The 21677-nt window shown below is 69.6% G+C and carries 22 protein-coding genes; 9 read left to right on the top strand and 13 right to left on the bottom strand.

The genetic code is table 11. The features are described from left to right. Positions 1–40 precede the first annotated feature (40 nt). The gene (locus ACXVUM_RS05570; RefSeq protein WP_458520845.1) at positions 41–346 is read right to left on the bottom strand and encodes a FeoA family protein; all 306 of its coding nucleotides are present in this window, start codon (positions 344–346) and stop codon (positions 41–43) included. Positions 347–458: 112 nt separating this feature from the next. Continuing rightward, on the bottom strand, positions 459–1235 hold the full coding sequence (locus ACXVUM_RS05565) for a deoxyribonuclease IV (protein WP_458520844.1): 777 nt from the start codon (positions 1233–1235) through the stop codon (positions 459–461). 123 nt (positions 1236–1358) lie between these two features. Between ACXVUM_RS05565 and ACXVUM_RS05560 the strand changes: the two genes are divergently transcribed. After that, a complete protein-coding gene (locus ACXVUM_RS05560) occupies positions 1359–2762 on the top strand; it encodes a WS/DGAT/MGAT family O-acyltransferase (protein ID WP_458520843.1) in 1404 nt (467 codons plus the stop codon). Between the two features lie 25 nt (positions 2763–2787). On the opposite strand, the gene ACXVUM_RS05555 is transcribed toward ACXVUM_RS05560, so the two are convergent. Then, positions 2788–3720: an alpha/beta fold hydrolase gene (locus ACXVUM_RS05555; protein ID WP_458520842.1), complete on the bottom strand. Its 933-nt coding sequence runs from the start codon at positions 3718–3720 to the stop codon at positions 2788–2790. Positions 3721–3842: 122 nt separating this feature from the next. On the opposite strand from ACXVUM_RS05555, the gene ACXVUM_RS05550 reads away from it, so the two are divergent. Further along, complete coding sequence (locus ACXVUM_RS05550; protein WP_458522789.1) at positions 3843–4964, top strand: phosphatase PAP2 family protein; 1122 nt, start codon at positions 3843–3845, stop codon at positions 4962–4964. Here the strand turns inward: ACXVUM_RS05550 and ACXVUM_RS05545 are convergent. Continuing rightward, on the bottom strand, positions 4919–5980 hold the full coding sequence (locus tag ACXVUM_RS05545) for a DUF4185 domain-containing protein (protein WP_458520841.1): 1062 nt from the start codon (positions 5978–5980) through the stop codon (positions 4919–4921). The two genes, ACXVUM_RS05550 and ACXVUM_RS05545, sit on opposite strands and share 46 nt — an antisense overlap. Positions 5981–6146: 166 nt before the next feature. After that, positions 6147–7169, bottom strand: a complete 1023-nt coding sequence (locus ACXVUM_RS05540; protein WP_458520840.1) for an EamA/RhaT family transporter — start codon at positions 7167–7169, stop codon at positions 6147–6149. Positions 7170–7306: 137 nt separating this feature from the next. On the opposite strand from ACXVUM_RS05540, the gene ACXVUM_RS05535 reads away from it, so the two are divergent. Then, a complete protein-coding gene (locus ACXVUM_RS05535) occupies positions 7307–8479 on the top strand; it encodes an ATP-grasp domain-containing protein (RefSeq protein WP_458520839.1) in 1173 nt (390 codons plus the stop codon). A gap of 15 nt (positions 8480–8494) precedes the next feature. On the opposite strand, the gene ACXVUM_RS05530 is transcribed toward ACXVUM_RS05535, so the two are convergent. Genes ACXVUM_RS05530 through ACXVUM_RS05520 form a run of 3 tightly spaced genes read right to left on the bottom strand, consistent with a single transcriptional unit; the run spans position 8495 to position 11408 of the window. Then, a complete protein-coding gene (locus tag ACXVUM_RS05530; protein WP_458520838.1) occupies positions 8495–9352 on the bottom strand; it encodes an alpha/beta fold hydrolase in 858 nt (285 codons plus the stop codon). After that, positions 9349–10131 carry an acyl-CoA thioesterase domain-containing protein gene (locus ACXVUM_RS05525; protein ID WP_458520837.1) on the bottom strand — a complete coding sequence of 261 codons (783 nt, stop codon included), beginning with the start codon at positions 10129–10131 and terminating at the stop codon, positions 9349–9351. Before ACXVUM_RS05525 ends, ACXVUM_RS05530 begins: the two co-directional genes overlap by 4 nt. Continuing rightward, positions 10128–11408 (bottom strand): MFS transporter, encoded by a 1281-nt coding sequence (locus ACXVUM_RS05520; RefSeq protein WP_458520836.1) that lies wholly within the window; start codon positions 11406–11408, stop codon positions 10128–10130. Before ACXVUM_RS05520 ends, ACXVUM_RS05525 begins: the two co-directional genes overlap by 4 nt. Positions 11409–11443: 35 nt before the next feature. Between ACXVUM_RS05520 and ACXVUM_RS05515 the strand changes: the two genes are divergently transcribed. After that, on the top strand, positions 11444–11902 hold the full coding sequence (locus ACXVUM_RS05515; protein WP_458520835.1) for a GNAT family N-acetyltransferase: 459 nt from the start codon (positions 11444–11446) through the stop codon (positions 11900–11902). On the opposite strand, the gene ACXVUM_RS05510 is transcribed toward ACXVUM_RS05515, so the two are convergent. Beyond that, positions 11884–12429 (bottom strand): hypothetical protein, encoded by a 546-nt coding sequence (locus ACXVUM_RS05510; RefSeq protein ID WP_458520834.1) that lies wholly within the window; start codon positions 12427–12429, stop codon positions 11884–11886. The genes ACXVUM_RS05515 and ACXVUM_RS05510 overlap by 19 nt on opposite strands. A 155-nt stretch (positions 12430–12584) precedes the next feature. On the opposite strand from ACXVUM_RS05510, the gene ACXVUM_RS05505 reads away from it, so the two are divergent. Continuing rightward, positions 12585–13898, top strand: a complete 1314-nt coding sequence (locus tag ACXVUM_RS05505) for a YibE/F family protein (RefSeq protein ID WP_458522788.1) — start codon at positions 12585–12587, stop codon at positions 13896–13898. 326 nt (positions 13899–14224) lie between these two features. Here ACXVUM_RS05505 and ACXVUM_RS05500 read toward each other — a convergent pair whose 3' ends face one another. Both ACXVUM_RS05500 and ACXVUM_RS05495 read right to left on the bottom strand, forming a co-directional pair. Beyond that, positions 14225–14641, bottom strand: a complete 417-nt coding sequence (locus ACXVUM_RS05500) for a PPOX class F420-dependent oxidoreductase (RefSeq protein ID WP_458520833.1) — start codon at positions 14639–14641, stop codon at positions 14225–14227. A 19-nt stretch (positions 14642–14660) separates the two neighbouring features. Then, positions 14661–14864, bottom strand: a complete 204-nt coding sequence (locus tag ACXVUM_RS05495) for a DUF2945 domain-containing protein (protein ID WP_458520832.1) — start codon at positions 14862–14864, stop codon at positions 14661–14663. Positions 14865–14906: 42 nt separating this feature from the next. On the opposite strand from ACXVUM_RS05495, the gene ACXVUM_RS05490 reads away from it, so the two are divergent. Genes ACXVUM_RS05490 through ACXVUM_RS05480 form a run of 3 tightly spaced genes read left to right on the top strand, consistent with a single transcriptional unit; the run spans position 14907 to position 16895 of the window. Further along, a complete protein-coding gene (locus tag ACXVUM_RS05490) occupies positions 14907–15800 on the top strand; it encodes an aldo/keto reductase (protein ID WP_458520831.1) in 894 nt (297 codons plus the stop codon). After that, positions 15800–16336 (top strand): SRPBCC family protein, encoded by a 537-nt coding sequence (locus ACXVUM_RS05485; RefSeq protein WP_458520830.1) that lies wholly within the window; start codon positions 15800–15802, stop codon positions 16334–16336. The genes ACXVUM_RS05490 and ACXVUM_RS05485 overlap by 1 nt, the downstream gene beginning before the upstream one ends. Positions 16337–16346: 10 nt before the next feature. Beyond that, on the top strand, positions 16347–16895 hold the full coding sequence (locus ACXVUM_RS05480) for an HdeD family acid-resistance protein (protein ID WP_458520829.1): 549 nt from the start codon (positions 16347–16349) through the stop codon (positions 16893–16895). 10 nt (positions 16896–16905) lie between these two features. On the opposite strand, the gene ACXVUM_RS05475 is transcribed toward ACXVUM_RS05480, so the two are convergent. Further along, the gene (locus ACXVUM_RS05475) at positions 16906–17859 is read right to left on the bottom strand and encodes an alpha/beta hydrolase (RefSeq protein WP_458522787.1); all 954 of its coding nucleotides are present in this window, start codon (positions 17857–17859) and stop codon (positions 16906–16908) included. Positions 17860–18369: 510 nt separating this feature from the next. Between ACXVUM_RS05475 and ACXVUM_RS05470 the strand changes: the two genes are divergently transcribed. Continuing rightward, the gene (locus ACXVUM_RS05470) at positions 18370–20127 is read left to right on the top strand and encodes a beta-galactosidase (protein ID WP_458520828.1); all 1758 of its coding nucleotides are present in this window, start codon (positions 18370–18372) and stop codon (positions 20125–20127) included. Positions 20128–20202: 75 nt separating this feature from the next. Here ACXVUM_RS05470 and ACXVUM_RS05465 read toward each other — a convergent pair whose 3' ends face one another. Further along, the gene (locus ACXVUM_RS05465; protein ID WP_458520827.1) at positions 20203–21606 is read right to left on the bottom strand and encodes a cation:dicarboxylate symporter family transporter; all 1404 of its coding nucleotides are present in this window, start codon (positions 21604–21606) and stop codon (positions 20203–20205) included. Positions 21607–21677 lie beyond the last annotated feature (71 nt).

Raw genomic sequence — 21677 nt, 5'->3', positions numbered from 1 at the left:
GGGGCGTCCGCCGTCGCCGACCCCCCGTGGTGGCCGTGACTCACCGGGGTGCGGGGGCCTGCGCGGGGTCGACCTTGATGCAGCGGGCCTGGTCGCGCCGCAGGGCGATCTCGTAGCCGGCCACGCGGACGACGACCGGCCCGCGGAGGGGAGCGCGACGCACGACACGGATCTGCGCGCCGGGGACGAGGCCGAGATCGAAGTAGCGGCGTGCGGTGGCGGCGTCGGCCTCGTCGCACAGGCGGCCGATGGTCGCGGTGGTGCCGGGCCGCAGGTCGGCGACGCAGGTCTCGATGTCGGCGGTCGGCGCCGTCGCGACGACGCGCGATCCGAGCTGCTCGGTCATCACCGACATGGTCACCCTCCGTCGCGGCCGGCAGGTTAGCCCTGCCTATCCGATCTCACTGAGGGGAGCATAACCACACACGAGCGCCTCGCGCTACGTCCGATTTGCCTGCTCAGAACGCTTCGCGCAGGTAGGCGAGGTCGTCGGCCATGCCGTCGCCGGGGGTCTCCAGGATGACGGGCGCGCCTGCGGTGCGGACGACCTCGACGAGGAGGTCGTTGTCGATCAGTCCGTCGGACAGGTTGGCGTGGCGGTCCCGACCCGAGTCGAACTCGTCGCGCGAGTTGTTCAGATGGATCAGGTCGATGCGACCGGTGATGCCCTTGACGCGCTCGACGAGGCCGACGAGATCCTCGCCCCCCGCCCACGCGTGGCACGTGTCCAGGCAGAACCCGGCGTCGTCGAAGTCGCCGACCTGCTCCCACAGTCGTTCGATGGCGTCGAGCCGGCGGGCCATGGCGTTGTCGCCGCCGGCGGTGTTCTCGATGAGGATCGGGACCCCGAAGCCGCCCTTGTCGGCCTGGCGTTCGAAGAGCTTGCGCCAGTTCACGAAGCCCTCACCCGCGTCCTCGCCGTCACGCAGGTGGCCACCGTGCACGACCAGGCCGATCGCGCCGAGGTCGGCGGCAGCCGTGGCCTGCTGCTCCACGGCCTTCCGCGACGGCATCCGCAGTCGGTTGTTCAAACTGGCGACGTTGATGATGTACGACGAGTGCACCACCACGTCGATGGGTGACGACCGGATCCGTTCCGCGTCGGGGTGTTCGGCCGGCTTCGGCATCTTCCGGTCCTGCGGGTCGACGACGAACATCTGCAGCAGGTCGGCCCCGAGCTCCTCTGCGGCCCCGATCGGATCGCTGTCGCTGCGCACGTGTGCTCCCAGTCGCATGGGCCCGACACTAGTCGGGCCGCCTTCTGTCCCGATCAGGTGACGAACGCCTCGCTGCGGAGGACAGTGTTGGGGTGGCGCCCACGATCCGGTGGGCACGGGTCTCGACGACAGGGGCGGTCCGTGGAGCGGTTGAGTGGTCTGGATGCGTCGTTCCTCTACCTGGAGACGCGGTCGATGCTCATGCAGGTGGTCGGTCTCATCGAGATCGACCCGTCCACGGTCCCCGGCGGCTGGTCCTTCGACCGGATGCTGTCCGAGATGGATCGGCGCATCACCGCGATGCCGACGTTCCGGCGGAAACTGCACGACTCGCTGTTCAACCTCGACCACCCGGTGTGGATAGAGGACAGGGCGTTCGACATCGAGCGGCACGTGCACCGCGTCGCGCTGCCCGACCAGGGCGGTGACGCCGACCTCGCCGACTTCTGCGCGCACATCGCCGGGGTCCCGCTCGACCGGAGCAAGCCGCTGTGGGAACTGTGGGTCATCGAGGGCCGCCCGCACGGCAACATCGCGATCATGCTGCGGATGCACCACGCGAGCGTCGACGGTGTGTCCGCCGCCGACCTCCTCGCACAGCTGTGTTCGCTCACCCCCGAGGCCCCCGATCTCGACGACGAGAGCGTGCGGGCGTCGGCGGGGCGTGCCTCGCTGCCGGCCCTGGTCGCGGACGGGCTGGTGAACTTCGCCGTACGCCGGCCCGTGTCGATCGCTCGACTGCTCCCGCAGACCGTCCGCGTCCCCTTCCAGTGGGCCAGCAGGTCGCGGAGTTCCGACGCCATGCCCACCCCGTTCAGCGCACCGCGCGTGGCGTTCAACGGCACGATCACCCCGCACCGGTCGATCGGGTTCACCCAGATCTCGCTCGACGACATCAAGAAGATCAAGAACCACTTCGGGGTGACCATCAACGACGTCGTGATGGCGGTGGTCGCGGGCGGTCTGCGGAAGTACCTGACCGACACCGACGACCTGCCGGACCGTCCCCTGATCGCCGCGGTCCCGGTGTCCACCCACGGCGAGGACGACGACCGGCTGGTGGTGGCGGGGACCAACAAGGTCACCGCGATGATGATGCATCTGCCGACCGACGTCGACGACCCCGTCGACCGGATCCGGTCGATGCGCGAGATGTCGACGACGGCGAAGTCGCACAACAGCGCGCTCGACGCGTCCCTGCTGCGCGGGTGGGCCCAGCTGATCCCGCCGATCACGATGGGTGCGCTGACGCGGCTCTACTCGAACTACCATCTCGCCGAACGGCATCCGGCGGTGGTGAACCTGATCATCTCGAACGTCCCGGGCCCGTCGTTCCCGCTGTACTTCCTGGGCTCGCGGATCCGCGCCCTGTTCCCGTTGGGTCCCGTCGCCCACGGCATGGGACTGAACGTGACCGTCATGTCCTGCGACGGTCAGATGAACTTCGGCGCGATCGCCTGCAAGGAGCAGATGCCCGACGCCTGGCCGCTGATGCGCGCGATCGAGAACGACGTGAAAGCACTGCTCGCCGAGTGCGACGGCTGATCCCGCGCGCGACGGCCGATCGGACTCAGGCCGAGGGGGCAGCGCGCCGGGTCGGATCGGTCGCCGCGGGATCGACGACCGAGGGACCGCTCACCAGTTCACACGCGCGCACGAACGGCCCGACGAACGCCTCGGGCTCGAGCACGCAGCATGCGTGGCCCGCGTCGACGTCCACCCGGACCGCTCCGGGGATGCCGTCGAGGAGCAGCTGCTGACGCGACGGCGGCACCACCCGGTCTGCGGTGGTGACACACACCGCGGTCGGGGCGGCGATGTCGCCCAACCAGTCCCGGGAGTCGAAGGCGCCGAGGCCGTCGCCGATCTCGTCCATCTTCGACAGCCGTCCCGACCGCACCTGCCGCAGTGCCCAGGCGCCGTCGGCGAGGCCGCGTTCGTCGAGGGCCTCGGTGGGGAGTCCGGGCAGACGGTGGACGAGGGTGCGTGTGACCAGTCGGGTCACGCCGTCGAGGGCACGATGGCCGCTGGTGCGGTTGCCGAAGTACGGACCTGTCGCGGCGAGCACCAGACCTGCGACCCGGTCGGGATGGCGGTGGGCGACGAGCTGCGCGATGCCGCCGCCCATCGAGAACCCGGCCGCCACGAAGCGGTCTACGCCGAGGACGTCGGCGAGCGCGACCACGTCGTCGGCGCAGTCGTCGAGGGAGAACCGCTCGGAGGCGATCCCCCGTCCGTGCCAGCGCTGGTCCATGGTGATCGCGCGGAAGCGACGCGTGAGGTCGGGAAGGGTCGGGTACCAGGTCAGCAGGCCCGTGGTCATCACCGAGTGCAGCAGCATCACCGGGACGGCGTCGGGGTCATCGGGACCGCTGTCGGTCACGAAGGTGGTCCCGCGGCCGGGGAGGTCCACCATGCGTCCCGACGGGACGTCCGCTGTCGGATACGTCGGGAAACGGCGACCGACCCGTGCCGCGATCCGGTCGATCATCGTCAGCGCCATCAGGCCGATGGTAGCGAGGTCGTGAGCGTGCCGGACATGACGTGGCGTGCGGCGTCCGTCAAGATGGGGTGGCCGACAGGTGAACAGAGGGCGAACCGCCGACGAAGGGTGCGCGTGTGACGATCTCCCGCGAACGGCGTGCTCCCGATCGCGAGATCGCCCCACCGGATGTCGTCCCGCCCGTCGAGGGGGATGCACCGCGCCCCGTGTGGTGGCGCTCGGCGCGGATCTGGCGTCGCGTCGCCGTCGTCCTCTGGCTCGCGGTGATGATCTGGCAGTTCAGCGTGCACGGGCTCGCTTTCGACCGCACCCGGCTGATCATCTGGATGTGTCTCGGGCTCGCGGCCGCGAGCATCGGCCGCCGACGGATCACCACCGTCATCGTCGACTGGCTGCCGTTCGCGGCCGTCCTCGTCCTCTACGACCTGACCCGCAACGTGGCGCAGTGGATGGAGATGCCGACGCAGTGGCATCTCGCACCCGACGTGGACCACTGGCTGTTCGGGGTCAACCCCACGGTGTGGCTGCAGTCGCACATCAAGTCGGCGAACCCACCGTGGTGGGAGGTGATCACCAGCGTCGTCTACGTCTCGTTCTTCGTGATCCCCTACGTCGTGGCGGGTGTGCTGTGGTTGCGGGACCGCCACGCGTGGCGCCGCTACGCGGTCGCGTTCGTCGCGACGACGTTCCTGGCGCTCGTCGGCTACACCCTGGTGCCGGCCGCCCCTCCGTGGGCCGCGGCACGCTGCACGGCCGCGCAGGTGCAGGACAACCCCCGTGACCCGCCGTGTATGGCGTCGGAGATCCCGCCCGCCTCCGGTGGGCTGCTCGGCCCGGTCCGCCCCGACGATCCCGCCGCCGCGCCCTACGTCGAGCGCATCTCCGCCCGCGGATGGGACGTCCTCCACATCCGTGCCGCATCGACGCTGCTCACCGTCGGACAGTCCAAGGCGAACCTGGTCGCGGCGATCCCGTCGCTGCACGCGGGCCTCACCATGCTGCTCGCGCTGTTCATGTGGCCCCGTGTGCGCGCGCTCGGGCGAACGCTGTTCCTCGGGTACGCCGTCACCATGGCGTTCACCCTCGTCTACACCGGCGAGCACTACGTCTTCGACATCCTGCTCGGGTGGGGTCTGGCGGCCGGGGTGCTGCTGACGCAGGCATGGGTGATGCGGCGATGGTCACGACGACGGTCGGCTCACCGGAGCGCGTCGAGCGGCACCTTCCAGAGCAGCACGTTGTAGATCTGGAAGAGGGACGCCGTGAAGTACAGGTCCTTGCCGTTCGACCACGGGTGGATGAACGGGGCATAGGCGCTGTTGATCTCGGAGGATTTGATCAGCGCCCGGGGTGCGCTCCACGGGCCCTCGGGTGACGGGGCGGTACGCGCGACGATCGTGTTCGTCGTGGCCAACGACACGTACTTCCCCAGGTAGGCGTTGTAGGCGACCGACATCTCGCCGGTCGGCGCGCCGATGATCGGGGTCGCGGCGTTGACGTCTCCGCGCACCCACCTCCCCTTCGAGAAGTACTCGTAGGCGCCCAGGTCGGTCAGCTTCGACGCCGGGACACGGGCGACGCGCACCGCGCCGAAGCGTCCCGACGGGGTGCCGTACACGTAGACGAGGTCACCGACCTTGAGCAGCGCGCTCATCTGGAAGTTGCTGTCGCCGCCGGTGTTCGGGCGGATCGCCTCGGGCGGCCGCACCCAGTTCTGACCGTCGTCGTCGGAGTACGCCACACCGGCGTGGTCGGTGACCCATTCGCCGGGTCCGCCCCATCGCTTCACCGCCATGTAGGTCATGTACTGCCGGCCGTCGGCGGAGATCCCGCCCGTGGGCAGGACGGTGATCTCGCGGCGGTAGTCCGGGACGAGGACCTGCTTGGCGAGACCCGGAGCGGCCATGACGCCGCTGTCGAAGTGCATGCCGTCGGCCAGGTCGTGGTCGGTGCTGCGCAGCAGCACGTTGGAGCGGAACCCGTACAGCTCGCCGCGCAGCAGCGACCGTCCGTCGAAGTTCGCGGTGTCACCGAACGCGGCGAGGATGCCGCCGCGACCGTCGTCCCATGTGACGCCGAGGTCGGTCCCCACCACGCCGAAGCGACGGACGGTGTCGTTGATGTCGCCGACGCCGGTCTCCTGCGCGACAGGTGTCGCGAGCCCCGTCGACCGCGGCAACCCCACCGACACCAGAGACGGAGTCGGTGGCCCGGCCGCCGCCGGACCGACCCCCGTCAACGTCGCTCCGACGACGGCCATCACCATCGCGGTCGTCGCACACCCCACCCGTCGAACATTCCCCCACAGCACAGTGCAAAAAGTAGCGCTCGACGAGTGCGCCGGACGCCGATCAGGCAACGGAAAGCGCAGTTCACAGCTATATCGGACACCGTTTGTGAGTGCCTACAGCCGAAGCCCGCCCCGGTCAGCAGTCGGCGTCTTGGCGCGCGGCCGAGTCCGCGGAGCCGCCCTGCGCGTCGTCGCTCGCGGCGGCCGTCGCGTCGGCCGTGCGTCGACTCTGCGAGCGGCGACGCCACCCGCCCTCGGTGGGCGGGGCCTCACCGAAGTGGTCGGCGTCGTCGGAGCTGTAGTAGGCGACCAGGACGGCCCCGACGACGGCACCGATGAACCCGACGATCGCCAACCACTCGAGTCCGGGCTCGGCCTTGTCGCCGAGGAACACCACGCCGACGATCCCGGGCGCCGCGGTCTCGCCGACGACGAGCACGGCGGTCACCCCGTTGACCGCGCCCAGTTGCAGGGCGACGGTGTGCACGTAGAACCCGACGGCGCCGGCGATGGCGATGGTCCAGGCCGCGGGGTCGGTGAGGATGGTGACCGGCGAGAACGGGTCGAATCCGCGCAGCACACGCACGGCGATCGCGATGACACCGAACAGCAGGCCGGCCGCGGCGCCGGCGAGGATCGAGCCCCTGGCGCCCAGGCGGTAGATGACCAGCAGCGCGATCGCGCACACCGCCAGCGTCGCGCCGAGAAGCCCCCAGTGGAAGCGGAACGACTCCGAGGTCTCGGTCGCGTGCCGGCCGGACGCGACGCCGAGCATGCACAGCGACGCGATGACCGCCACGATGGCGATCCAGTCGCGGGCGTGCAGGGTGATGCCGAGGACCACGGTCCCCAGCAGCGCCGTGACGATGAGGTTGGCCGAGACGATCGTCTGCGAGAGGAACAGCGGCAACAGGCGCGCCGCGATCGCGCCGCCACCGAACCCGAGGACGACCATCGCGGTGCCGACGAGGAATGCGGGATCACGCAGGGTGTCGGCCGTCGACTGCATGGACGGGCCGCCGGTGGCGGTGACCGATCGCGCACCGTTCTTCTGGTGGGCGGCGACGGCGGCGCGGCGTGCGCCGAGTGCCCGCAGCACCGACGAGAGCCCGTACCCGATGGCGGCGAGAGAGGCGAAGAGGATGCCGATCACGAACACGCCGCTGCACCTCCACCGCAGTCGAATTGGCCGGAACTGCCTGGTCTGGGCGCTGCGCGGCCGATCTGGCGGACCGTTGGTTAGGCTAGCATGTTCGCAGTTCAGATCCCGTCCCGCGGTGACACCTACGGAGTTCCATGGCATCCCCCGCGCGCAAGCGTGTCCTCATCACGTTCGGCCGTTCGTTCCTGACCCTCGACCTCGCCCGTCTGATGGCCGCGGGCGGCCACAGCGTGACCGTCGTCGACAGCATCACGCTGCCGGTGTCCCGGTTCTCCAACGCCGTCGACGCGTTTCTGCGCGTGCCCGCGCCGACGTTCGCGCCGCGGGAGTACTGCCGCGAGCTCGCTCGCATCGTGCGGGAGCGCGCCATCGACATGGTGATCCCCGTGCACGAGGAGACCGACATCATCGCGCAGATGCGGGAGGTCTTCCCGGACACCTGCGAACTGTTCCTCTCGGACTTCGAGACCGAGAACAACCTCCACAACAAGTACGAGTTCCAGCGTGTGCTGTCCGAGATGGGCATCCCCACACTGAAGTTCGCCGAGGTGCGATCCGAGTCGGACCTGCGTGCCCTCGACTTCGACACGCCGTTCGCGCTCAAGGAGTGCTACTCGCGTGGATCGCAGAAGGTCCGCAAGGTGACCCCCGGGCACCTCCCCGACGACATCGAGTTCTCGCCGACCAACCCCTTCATCGCGCAGGAGTGGTTCTCCGGCGACCAGTTCTGCTCCTACTCCGTGTGCCGTGACGGAAAAGTGCTGGCGCACACCGTCTATCCCGTCTGGTACGCGATCGACGGCAAGTCGTGCATCGCCTTCGAGGCGGTCGATCACCCCGCGATCACGGCGTGGGTCGAGGACTTCGTGAGCCGCGTCGGGTTCACCGGGCAGGTCGGGTTCGACTTCATCGTCGGCGACGACGGTGTCCTGTTCACCATCGAGTGCAATCCGCGGGGCACCAGCGGCATCATGATGTTCGAGCCGCACCACCGCGTCGACCGCGCGTTCTTCGGCGACACCGACACCGTCATCACCCCGGACATCGGCTCGCGCAAGATGATCGGGTTCGGTATGGGCCTCTACGGCTGGAAGAAGTCGTCGCTGCCGGGCAACACCCTGCGCGGCTTCGTGCGCGACTTCCGCTCCATCGACGACGTGATCACCAACCGCACCGACCCGCTGCCCGCCGTGATGATGCCGATCGCCTACATCGACATCGCCCGGATGTGTTGGAAGTACAAGGTCGGTCTGGCCGAGGCGTTCATGCACGACCACGAGTGGGACGGCATCCCGATCTCGCGGTGACCGCGACGCCGTCGGTCAGGCGTGTTCGCGACAGAAGTCGACGACCCGCGTCACGACATCGGTCTGGCCGGTGAAGAACCCGCCGTGGCCGACGCCCTCGACGACGGCGAACCGAGCGTCGGGGATCTGTTCGGCCGCCGCACGGCACCCCGCCGGCGGGAAGAAGAGATCGTGTTCGAATGCGAGCACCAGTGCCGGGATGTCGATGGCGGACAGACGGTCCGAGGTGGGTTCGCCGGCGGTGATCCAGTCGTAGGACGCCCTCAGATTGCCCATGAGTCCGACGTCGTCGGTCCACACCTCGCCCGACGACGCCAGGATCTCCGACCACCCGCGCACCGACGGGGGATCCTGCAGCAGGGCCGGGTGCAGGGTCGTCATCAACTGCTCGAACGTCATCACATCGGTCGGGATGGTGCCGTAGGTGTTCAGCAGGCCGATCTCCATGCGGCCGACCAGTTCCCCGATCGGCGACGGCTGGAGCCCGGCGACGAGCGCGGCCGCGCGGACCCGACCGGGATGGCGCCGGAGGATCTCCTGGGTGACGTAGCACCCCATCGAGTAGGCCACGACGACGACGTCCCGGATCGACAGTGCGTCGAGCAGGGCGACGGCGTCGTCCGCGAGATCGGCCGCGCTGTACGGACCGGGCGGCGCCGACGACGGTGACACGCCTCGCACGCTGTGGGCGACGGTCGAGAACCCCGCCGCGGTGAGGGCGTCGACCACCCCGGTGTACTCCCACACGCCTGCCGGTTGCCCGAGTCCACCGTTCAACAGCACCGTCGGACCGGAGCCGGACCGGTGCACCTCGACGGCGACGCCGTCGCCGACGTCGACGGTGGTCACCTCGGGGGATGTCGGCCCGGTCATCGCTGCGAGAAGTCGATCTGTGCGGCGGCGTTCGACACCGCGGTCACCATGCCGGTGCCGATCGGCCCGCGGGCGTCGAACAAGGTCGCGGTGCCGACGGAGAGACCGTCGGATGTGATGTGGGTGTCGGCCTGCAGTCCGATGCGGTCTCCCTCGGGCAGTCGTGAGATCGCCACCGTCAGATCGCAGTTGATGTATCCGATGCCCTCCGATCCCCAGTTGGTGAGCAGGCTGGTGCTCTCCGCCGCCATGACGACCTGCACGTAGGGACTCGGATCCTCGCCGGCGACGACGGGGATCACGGTGGCCCACACACGCTTCCGGCTCGCGTTCTGGTGCTCTGAGACATGGGTGGTCCATCCCATGTCGTCGCTGCCGTACCACCGGCGGTGCCCGTCGCCCTCCGGGGGGTCGAACGGGTGCGTCGAGTGCCATTCCTCCCCGGGTGGGGGCGACGAACGGTGCAGGGCGACCATCGTCGCGCGCGCCACCAGGACGTCGCCCTGGTGCAGGTCGACCTCGGCCACCCGGATCCGGCGACCGGCGCGCACCAGTCGGGTCGTCGGCACGAGTGGCACACCCCGCGCGGCCTTGAAGAGGTCGATGGTGGTGCGGACGGGCACGAACGCCTCGTCGCCGTGGTCGGTCTCGAGTGCGTGGGCCGCGGCCGCGCAGAGGGCCGGACCGTTCAGCATGTCGGGCCCCCACCGGCCGAATGCGTACTTCGCCGGGACGTATCCGTCCTCGGTCAGCGTGAACATGTGGACGGCGTCGGTCATCGGGAGATCCTGCTGCTCGGGGTGGAGGCGCGACGGTCGTCGTCGACGACCGCGCCGGGATCACGGTAGTCCGACAGCACCGCGACGAGACCGCCGACCGCCAGCACGACGCCCGCCGCGAAGAGCACCGGATAGGTGAGGTCGGGAAGCGCGTCGTGGATCAGGGACAACACGACCGGCGCCCCGAACCCGAGGTAGGTCAGCGAGTAGAACACCGCGGTGAGCCCCGCGAGCTCGGACGGCTCCGCGATACGGCCCACCTCCGACAGGCCGGCGACCAGGGCCATGCCGTATCCGGCTCCGAGCACCGCCCCCGCCACCAGGGTGAGCCACGGGTCGAGGACGTGCGCCGCGACGCCGCCGACCGCCATCCCCACCATCAGCAGCACCATCGCGACGACGGATCCGCGGGCCCGATCGGCGACGTCGATCCGTCGCGCCACCGACTGGACGGCGAACCCGGAGGCCAGGGTCACGAGGGTGACCGCGGCGGCGTAGGCGATCCGGACGTCGGCGACGCGGTCGGCCATCAGGGTGGGGAGCACCGCGTACGCGGCGGCGGCCGACCCGAAGACCCACGGCGCCACCGGCACGACGACGCGCACGAACCGACGCTGGGCGACCGCACGGATCCGCAGGTCCTCGACGAGGCGTCGGGGTGCGCGCCCGGGGGCAATGGTCTCCGGTACCGACCGGACCCACACCGCGGCGACGACGCACAGCACGACGTTGACGACGTACGTCAGCGAGTCCTGCAGCGGGGCCCACTGTGCCAGCACCCCGGCGACCGCCGCGCCGACCCCGAAACCGAACGTCAGACTCATCGCCGCGCGCCGCGCACCGAGGGTGGGGGAGGCGTCGGGCGTCCAGGGCGCCGCGGAGAGTTCCTTGATCCAGCTGCTGCCGACGGCCATCGCGAGACCGAGGCCGACGCCGCTGAGGACGCGTCCGACGACCAGCAACGACACGTGGTCGGCACCGACGGCGAGCACCGCCGAACCCGCCGCGGCGATCAGCGGGGCGGGGCGCATGAGCCGGACGCGGCCGAACCGATCGGAGAGCGGGCCGCCGATCAACAGCGCCGGGACGATCCCCAGCACGTAGGCGAACAGGAGTGCGTCGACGACGGGCCCGGGCAGTCCGTGCACCGACTCGTACATCACCAGCAGCGGCGTGAACTCGTTGCCGCCCCATGCGATGGCGGCCATCGCCGCGGCGACACCCCACCACACGCGGCGGTCGGGGGTCACAGCTCGCTCGGCACGCACGACGTCCATCCAAACACCCGGTGCATGGTCGCTAGCCTGCGGCCATGGACTCCCGATACCGACTCGTCGACGGTGTGCCCGCCGTCGACGACTACCGCCGACTGCGTGAGGTGTCCGGTCTGACGCCCGTGACCGACGACCAGGCACGTCCCGCGGTGGCGAACGCGTGGGGCGGGTGCCACGTCGTCGACGAGGCGGGGACACCCGTCGCGATGGGCCGCATCCTCGGCGACGGGGGCTGGTACTTCCACATCACGGACATCGCCACCGACCCTGCGCACCAGCGCCGCGGGCTCGGGCGAACAGTGCTCGACCGGCTGCTCGCGGTCATCGTCGCCGCGGCGCCGCCGCATCCGTACATCACGCTGATGGCGGATCCGCCGGGCCGGGCGCTGTACGCCTCGCGCGGGTTCGAGACGACGGCGTCGACGGGGATGGTGCAGACGGCGATCCGTCGAGGCGATCCGACGTGGGGGCGATCGGGTCAGGCCGGTGCGCGGTAGCCGTCCATGCTCAGCCACTCGGCGGGGACCGGCCGGTGGACGGTTCGTGCGGCGCGGGTGAGGTCGACGGCGTGGCGCAGACTGTCGAAGCACAGGTCCTGGCGTCGGGCGACGGCGGCGCCGAGCATCGCCAACGCCTGGTTCTCGTCGCCGCGACCCCAGAGGGCGTCGGCGACGGCGAGGTAGATCGTGACCGCCGGGTCGGTCTTGTCCAGTTGGACCAGCGCCCAGGCGTAGCGCTTCGCGGCGTCGACGGTCTTCGGCCCGGCGGGGCCGTCGGTGCGGATGTACTTCCCGTACAGCTCGCGGGCCAGCGGCTCGGACTCCGACCACTGCTGCAGATGGCACATGCAGCGGACGGCGTCGTGCAGGTTCGCGAGGTACTTGCGGGAGTACGGGCCGTCCTGACGGCCGCGGATCTCGCGGAGCACGCAGAACTCGGGGAGTGCGTGGGCGTAGTCACCGGCGGCCAGCAGGGCGTCGGCCTCGTGCTGCAACTCGTCGATCATCGAGTCATGATCGCCCATCTGCGGTCATCTCACCTGCGGAATCGCCGCGATTCCCCGGACAGATCGCCCCGATCGTCGGAGCCGGCGACCGGGCGAACACCTACAGTTGCGGCGTGCATCCCTCGGGTCCCGGACACGGGCACAGTCACAGCCCGTCGACGATCGCGGTCACCATGCGACCGATGGCCGCGCGGATCGTCGTCGGAGTGCTCGTCGCGTGTGCGGTCGCCGTGGCCGTCGGTGCGGTGGTGCTGTGGCCGGGGGAGCGTCCGCACTCGGTCCCGCTGCAGTTCCAGACCGCGGCTCCGAACGGCAAGATCGTCACGCAGACCGGCACGGTGATCGCGCAGGCGCGCTCGGAGTGCCTCAACCGGGCGGCCGGGACGGTGTTCGGCGCCGACGCGCCCGTCTCCGCCGAGGCCGACGGTCCGTGCATCGAGAGCACCGTCCGGATCACCTCGGGGCGGGACAAGGACGCCAACACCCTCATCGAGGTCCCGACGAACCGCGCCCAGTCCGGGCAGCAACCCGGAGGGTCGACGAGCCGCCCACCGGCCGACCAGCTCGACCGCCCGCAACCGGGCCAGCCCGACCTGAAGGTCGGCGACCACATCCGGCTCGTGCTGTCACCGAGCGGTCAGGGCACCTCCGCGTACTCGTTCTACGACTACAGCAGGGGGACGTCGACGATCATCTGGGCGATCGTCTTCGTCCTGGCCATCTCCCTGGTCGCGGCGTGGCGTGGGTTGCGATCGGTGATCGGCCTGGTGATCGCGTTCGGGGTGCTGCTGGGGTTCACGCTGCCGGCGATCCTCGACGGGAAGTCGCCCGTCGCGGTCGCGCTCGTGTCGTCCGCGGCGATCCTGCTGATCGTCATATACCTCGCGCACGGGATCAGCCTGCGGACCAGCGCGGCACTCCTGGGCACGTTGTCCTCGCTCGCGGTCGCGGCGGTGCTGTCGTACCTGTCGGTGGTGACGATGAACATCACCGGACTCTCCGCGGAGCAGACCACCAACCTGCAGGTCTATCAGAACGGCATCTCGACCAACGGGATCCTGTTGGCGGGCTTCATCATCGGTGCGCTCGGGGTGCTCAACGACGTCACCATCACGCAGGCGTCCGCCGTCTTCGAGCTGGCGGCGGGCGGGCGCAGCAGACGGGCCACGTTCGCGGCGGCGATGCGTGTCGGTCGCGACCACATCGCCAGCACGGTCTACACCCTGGTGTTCGCCTATGCGGGCAGCGCACTCCCGCTGCTGCTGCTGTTCTCCGTCGCGGGCCAGTCCTTCTCGTCGCTGGTCACGACCGACACCGTCGCCGTCGAGCTGGCGCGGTCGTTCGTCGGCGGCATCGCGATCGCGCTGTCGGTGCCGCTCACCACGGCCATCGCGGTGGCCCTCGTCCACAAGCACGAGGTCCCCGACAACCATCGCGCCCCCGCGGTCCGCACCGCGGGCGGCGGCCGTCACTCCCGCGCCGACTGACGGCGGGTTCCGGTGCAGATCGGTGTCGCTGAGCGACACCCACCTGCACCGGATCAGCGCACGGCGTGGCGGAGTGGTGGGCGAAACCGTCGATTACGACGATCAGCCGCACCGTGTCGACGATCAGGTCGGCCGCACGTGGCGCGCCATGGCGTCGTGGACACCGGGTGTGCACGTCGACGATGTCGTCGAGCGTCACGCGTCGACGGAGGAGGGCCGAGTCCAGACGGACGCCGGCACGTCGGATGCCGTGGCGTCCGCGCGGGATGCACACGGTGACGGCTGGTGTCGCCCACCGACACCAGGGTGCACCGGAAGGCGCGGGCCTACAGGGTCGGGGCCGCTGCGATGCCGATGGTCGAGGACTTGCCCTTGAACAGCGAGCTGGCCGTGGTCGCGAACCGTCCCACGAGGCCGTACTTGCCGTTGATCGCCTGCCGGACACGCGCCGTGCCCGCGTCGTCGAGCACGCGTGCGGTCCCCTCGACCGTGGGGCCGACGTTCTTGCCCACCCGATCGCATGTCGCCAGGGTGACGCGCGGGGTGGCGCGGATCCGCTTGACCTTCCACGACGACGCCTGCGTCCACATCACCAGCTCGCCGGCCTCGGGGCCGGCGTCGACGAACGCCGCCCAGATCGGGACGGGCTTGGCGCGACCGTCCTTGGTGTAGGTCGTCAGCTGGACGTACTTCGCTGTCGCGATGTCACCCAGTGCATGTCGTGACGCCTGCGGATCGGGCATGGTCGGTCGCCCCTCTCGCTCACTTCTCGGTGAGGCTGGATTCCTTGTGGGCCGCCTTCGACCCGGTCTTGTCGGACTCGACGATCCAGTACGGCTCGTCGTGGGAGGCCTTGAACGTCTGCCCCTCGAACTCGAACTCCGAGGTGCGCTTCTCCTTGGCGGTGCCGTGCGTCTCACCCTGCGGGGTGTTCCAGCTGACCGTGTCGCCTGTCGAGATCGCCATTTCCCCAACGTACCCGGGGGCCCGCTCCTCTAATCTGGGTTCATGACTTCCGCCGTGCCACAGGTCGAACTCACGTCCGGGACATCGATCCCCCAGCTCGGGCTGGGGGTGTGGCAGGCCGACGACGACGAGACCGAACGGGCTGTCACCCACGCCCTCGACGAGGCCGGCTACACCCACATCGACACGGCCGCCGCGTATGGCAACGAGGAGGCCGTGGGGCGGGCGATCGCCGCGGCGTCGGTGTCGCGCGACGACATCTTCGTCACCACCAAGCTGTGGAACTCCGATCAGCGCGGACACGAGGCGGTGCTCGCCGCGTGCGACACCAGTCTCACCAAGTTGGGTCTCGACCAGGTCGACCTGTATCTCGTCCACTGGCCCCTGCTCGACACCGAGCGCATGAAGCGGACATGGGAGGCGATGCAGGAGATCGCCGAGTCCGGCAAGGCCAAGGCGATCGGTGTCTGCAACTTCGAACCGCACCACCTCCAGGTCCTCCTCGGTCACGGCGACATCCCACCGGCGGTCGACCAGGTGGAGTGCCATCCGAACCTGCCGCAGAACGAGCTGCGCGCCTTCGCCGCCGACAGTGGGATCGCCGTCGAGTCGTGGAGCCCACTCGGGGGGACCCCGAACTCGGGGTGGGGCAAGGCATCCAAGGACAACACGCTGCTGTCGGACGAGACGCTCGGTGCGATCGCCGAGAAGCACGAGAAGTCCATCGCCCAGGTCATCATCCGATGGCATCTCCAGGGCGGGCTCGTCGTCATCCCGAAGTCCGTGACCCCGGAACGCATCTCGCAGAACATCGACGTCTTCGACTTCTCCCTCGACGACACCGACATGCTCGACATCGCCCGGTTGGCGAACGACCGACGCGTCGGTGTGCACCCGGACGAGATGAACGTCGGCGCCCCGGCCGACGACGAGTAGTGCGCATCCGAGACCTGCCCACGGTCGAGGTCAGCGCGCGACTCGACGTCGCCGCCGAAGTCGCCTGGGCAGCGGTCGCCGACATCACCCTGCCGACCCGCGCCGCAGGCGAGTTGCAGGCCGTCGAGTGGGCAGAAGGGCACGACGCGGTCACCCTCGGTGCGCGCTTCACCGGTCGCAACGGCAGTGACGTGCTGGGGGAGTGGACCACGTCCTGCGAGGTCGTCGACCTCGAACCCGGCCGCCGCTGGGTCTACGCCGTGTTCGGGCAGTGGGAGGAGCCCGATCCCTCACCGTCACGACCGGCCCCCGGCTCGGATCCGATGAGCTGGTGGGGATTCGAGGTCGATCCGTCGCGCAGCGGGTGCATCGTCCGGCAGTTCGCACGGCTGGGACCCGGCCCCTCGGGGATCTCCGCCGCAGTCGCGGACCGGCCCCACCTCGAGGGGCGGATCATCGAGAGTCGGCTCGACGCGTGGCGCGAGGCGATGACGGCGAACCTCGACCTGCTGTCACGGGAGGCGCGGTCGGCCTAGCCTGACCGTCATGACCACCATCGGCCCCGATCGTCTCGCCGCGGCCCGCGCACGTCTGCGCGGCCTGCTCGTCTCCGTCGCCGTCCTCGGCATCGTCATGGGAATCATCGCGCTCGTGTGGCCGGGGCCGACGCTGCTCGTCGTCGCTGTCCTGTTCGGGATCTCCCTCATCGTCACCGGTGCGTACCGACTGTCGGTCGCGTTCCTCGCGCCGGGGTTGTCGACCGGCGTACGCGCGGTGTTCGGTGTGCTGGGGCTGGTCATCCTCGTGGCCGGCGTGGTGTGTCTCGCCGACCCGGCGGAGTCGCTGGTGTTGCTGGCCGTCGTGATCGGTGTCGGCTGGATCATCCAGGGCGTGCACGATCTGGTGTCCCACCGCGTCGACACGAACGGTGTCCCGCACTGGGTGATGATCGGATCCGGGGTGGTGTCGGTGCTCGCCGGGGTCGTGGTCATCACCCTGCCCGGACTGGCGATCTCGACGTTCCTCGTCGTCGGCGCCATCCTGCTGATCGTGGTCAGTGCGATCAACCTGATCACGGTCCCGCGGCGGGTCTGAGCCCGCCCGGTCAGGACGTCTGCAGCGCCCGCGCCAGGGTCGGCCAGGCCCGCGGCAGATCCTGTGCCCAGTAGCCCCAGGAGTGCAGGCCCGGCCGGTAGTCGTAGGTCGCGAGGATCCCGGCGCGCGTCGCCTTCTGCTGGAAGGCCCGTGTGCACGACTCGGCGGCCGTCTCGAGGAATCCACCGACGGGTGACGCGAGCCCGTTGAGACCCAGACGCGGGTCGGGCAGGCCGTTGCCGACGGCGATGTAGATGGGTTTGCCCGCCAGCGCGGACAGGTGACGGGCCGGGTCGTGCGCGGCCCAGCCGGCGCCCTCGAACGGGCCCCACATGTTCATGTAGTTGCCGCCGCGGGTGGCGACGGTGGCGGCGACGGCCTGCTGGTAGGCCAGGGGACCGAGGTCGAAGCAGCCGCTGAGCGCCATCACGCCGCTGTACAGATCAGGGTGCCGGGTGGCGAGGACCATCGCCGACGTCGCGCCCATCGACAGGCCTCCGATGGCGGCACGACCGTTGCCGGCGTAGAGCTCGTCGATGAGCGGCGGGAGGTCGTGGGTCAGGAACGTCTCCCACTTGTTGACGCCGAGGACGGGGTCACGTCGACGCCAGTCCGTGTAGTAGGCGGCGGTACCGCCGATCGGCATCACGACGGTGACGTGCTTGTCCGCCATGAAGCGTTCGATGCCGGTCTGCTCGGTCCACCCGCTGCGCCGGTACCCGGTGTAGACGCCGGCGTCGATGCCGTCGAGCAGGTAGAGCGTGGGTCGAGGTGCGGTGTCTCGTGGGTGCAGCACCTCGAGGCGCACGATCTGACGGGTGTCGGGGTCATGCACGGTGATGATGTCGTGCTGCGGACCGAGGGCCGTCCGCGTCAGCAGCGTCGCGGTGGACGCGGCCGGCGCCGGTGCCTGCGTGGGCGTCCGGGCAGCGGCGAGGTTCGGGGTCAGTGCAGCGACGATCAGCGTCGCGAGCACCACGACGACCGCGCGCGGGACCGCCGAACGTCCCTCGCGGGAGCCCGGGCGGGCCGTACGGACACACTTCTGGGCACGACGGAACAAGAGAACCCCCCTCTGTTTCGCGGGGAACTGTATCCGAACACGCGGACGGTTGGGACCGGTGTCGCGATCCTGCTCGCCCCACCACCGCGGGAGCAAGACCGTTCGGGCGATTGATCATTGGGGTGATCGAGCGATATTTAGGCGGTTCAATTCGCGGTGCAAAAAACTCTTGGACGAATGATCGGTTGCCCCGTGTCGCTGTCGGCGAGCGTGGGCCGGCATCTGCTCCCGCACGAATTCGTGTCACGTGTAACGGAATTCGGTTGCCGCACTCCAGGTGAGGCAGATGTTACGGACGGGAAAACTTCACGGTGAGCGTGGGCGTAATTACCAAAGTTTATCGTCCATAAACTCTGGTGACGTGCTCTAATTGAGCCCGTCAAGGGGGGGCCCTGAAACGGAGTGCCACCCATGCGACGGTTCCTTCCCTCCCTCTCGCGGCCGTCCCCGACGGCGTTCGCCGCGGCGACCTTCGCCCTGCTCATGTTCTGCGGGGTCGCCGGTGCGGCCCTGTTGCCGAACTCGCGCGCGGCGATCGCGATCATCGACACCGCGTCGATCAGCGACTCGTCGACGACCGTCGGGATCTCCGACAACGACATGTACTTCGAGTCGACGGATCCGGCGGAGATCGCCAAGCGCCTCGACGAGATGCAGTCCCTCGGGGTGACGAACATCCGGCTCGCGATCCCCTGGGCGACCGTCGAACCGGCACCCGGTCAGTTCGACTGGACCCCGATCGACAACATGGTGAACGCCGCCGCGGCGCGCGGGATCGGTGTCCTGGGCGTCATCAACACGACCCCGACCTGGGCCCGCGGGACGTGGACCAACGTGTATGCGCCGCCGGACGATCCGGCGACCTTCGGGACGTTCGCCGGGGAGCTGGCCAGCCGCTACGCGGGCAAGGTCTCGGCCTACGAGGTGTGGAACGAGCCGAACGCCGCCTTCGCCTACCAGCCGGGTCCGGACCCGGCGGGCTACACCGCCCTGCTCAAGGCGGCGTACACCGCGATCAAGGCTTCCGACCCACAGGCGCAGGTCGTCGGTGCGGTCGTCGGGGCCACACTGACGTGGGGGTCGTGGACGCTCAACCCGGTCGACTTCGTGCAGCAGATGTACGCCGCCGGAGCCAAGGGCTACTTCGACGCGCTCTCCTTCCACCCCTACCAGTGGACCCTGCCGTTCTCGTCGGGTGAACTCGTCCCGAACTCGCCGCTCGACCAGGCCAACAAGATCTTCCAGCTGATGCAGGCCAACGGCGACGGCCTGAAGAAGATCTGGAGCACGGAGTACGGCGTGCCGACCGGCATCCCCGGCACCGGTGACCAGGCGTCGATGATCAACGACTTCCTCACCACGTGGAGCAACCTGTCCTACGCCGGCCCGACCTTCCTCTACACCCTGGTCGACCGGGACAGCTCGAACACCACGGACCCGGAGTCGACCTTCGGCCTGTTCACCGACTCGTGGGTCGCGAAGGCTGCGGCACAGGTGGTCAAGGACTTCATCGCGGCGCACCCGCAGACCCCGACGACCCCCACCCCGCCCCCGCCGGCGGCCAACCCGCTCGACGCGTGGGCGCAGGCGGTGCAGGCGGCGGTCCAGGCGTGGCTCAAGCAGCTCGCCGACGCCATCGCCGCGGCGTTCAACCCGACCCCCCAGACCGCGTCGACACCGACCGCATCCACACAGACCGAGGCCGTCGCCGCGACGACGTCCGCGACCGCCCCGTCGACGTCGGCGTCCTCGACGACCACCACGGAGCCGACCACCACGGAGCCGACCACCGCGTCGTCGGAGACCGACGCACCGTCGACCACCGGTGAGCCGGCCCCGTCGACCACCGGCGACCCGGTCGCCGCGGCTCTCGAGGCGCCCGCCACGACGTCCTCCGCCGTCGTGCCCACGACGACCTCGGCGCCCGTGTCGTCCTCGTCGGCTTCGTCGTCCGCCGGCTCCGATCCGTCGACATCGGTCCCGACCACCACGTCGGCCCCGACCACCTCGGCGACCGACGCGACATCGACGGCGGAACCGACGTCGACCGCGACCACCTCCGCGACCACTGCGACGTCCGCACCGTCGAGCACCGCCACGTCGGCACCGTCGAGCACGTCCTCGCCGGCGACGACGCAGCAGACGCCCGCGACGACCGCGGTGAGCTGACCCCGGGGAGACGGGAAACGGCCGGTGCTGCGACTTCGGGGTCGCGGCACCGGCCGTCTCGTGTCGGTCGGAGGTCTACTTCGTGACGCTCACCGGGACCTCCGTCGCGGAGGCCACCGACGGCTGGTCGTGCGGGTCGACCATCGACAGCTCGTCGAACGGGTCGCGACCGGCCAGCACCGTGTGCATCTTCTCCCGGTCGATGGTGTGCGTCCACGCCCCGACCAGCAGTGTGGCGACCGCGTTGCCCGAGAAGTTGGTGACCGCACGGGCCTCGGACATGAACCGGTCGATGCCGACGATCAGTCCGACGCCGTCGAGGAGCTCGGGGCGGTGTGCCTGCAGGCCGCCGGCGAGGGTCGCCAGCCCGGCGCCGCTGACGCCGGCCGCACCCTTGGACGCGACGATCATGAACACCAGCAGACCGATCTGCTCGCCGATGCTCAGCGGGTCACCGAGTGCCTCGGCCACGAACAGCGACGCCATCGTCAGGTAGATGGCCGTGCCGTCGAGGTTGAAGGAGTAGCCCGTGGGGACCACCACGCCGACGGTGGAGCGCTGCACCCCGATGTGCTCCATCTTGGCGATCAGACGCGGCAGGGCCGACTCGGACGAGCTCGTCGCGACGATGAGCAGGTACTCGCGGGCCAGGTAGCGGACCAGCTTGAAGATCGACGCGCCCACGGTGACCCGCAGCATCGCGCCCAGCACTCCGAAGACGAAGATCGCGCAGGTCAGGTAGAACGCGAGCATCAGGACCAGCAGGTGCGTCACCGCGCTCCACCCGGTCTGGCCGACGACGTTGGCGATGGCGCCGAACGCGCCGATCGGGGCGATCCACAGGATCATCGAGAGGATCTTGAAGACCAGCTTCTGGATGTGTCCGATGCCGCGGAGGACCGGCTCGCCGGCCGACCCCATGGCCTGGATGGCGAAGCCGACGAGGAGAGCCACGAAGAGGGCCTGCAGGACGCTGCCCGCCGTGAGTGACGAGAGCAGCGTGTCCGGGATGATCCCCTGGATGAAGTCCATGGTGCCGCCGGCCTTCTCGGCCTGGCCGGCGAGCTTGGCGCCCTGTCCGGCGCTCGCGGTGATGTCCAGGCCGGTGCCCGGCTGGATGAGGTTGCCGACCACGAGGCCGATCCCCAGTGCGAACGTCGACATCACCAGGAAGTAGACGAACGCCATGCCGCCGACCTTGCCGACGGTGGCTGCCTTCCGGACCGAACCGATGCCCAGGACGATGGTGCAGAAGATGACCGGAGCGATCATCATCTTGATCAGGCTGACGAACATGGTGCCCAGCACGCCGAGGTCCTTGCCGACCGAGGGTGCCAGGAGACCGACGGCCACACCGGCGACGACGGCGATGATGACGCCGATGTAGAGCCAGTGCGTGCGGTCACGCTTGGGCTTGTCCGCCGTGGGCGGCATGGGTGGTTCCGGCGTGGTGGGCGGCCGGTCGTCGGTGGCGGTCATCGTTCCTCCGGGTGTTCGTGTGGATCGCTCGTAGGTGATGATTGCGTGGAGGTGTGAGTCGGGTCACGCTT

The sequence above is a fragment of the Williamsia sp. SKLECPSW1 genome (assembly GCF_054332755.1).
Note: the sequence above shows the minus strand (reverse complement) of the source record. Positions and strands in the feature narration are given on the sequence as shown.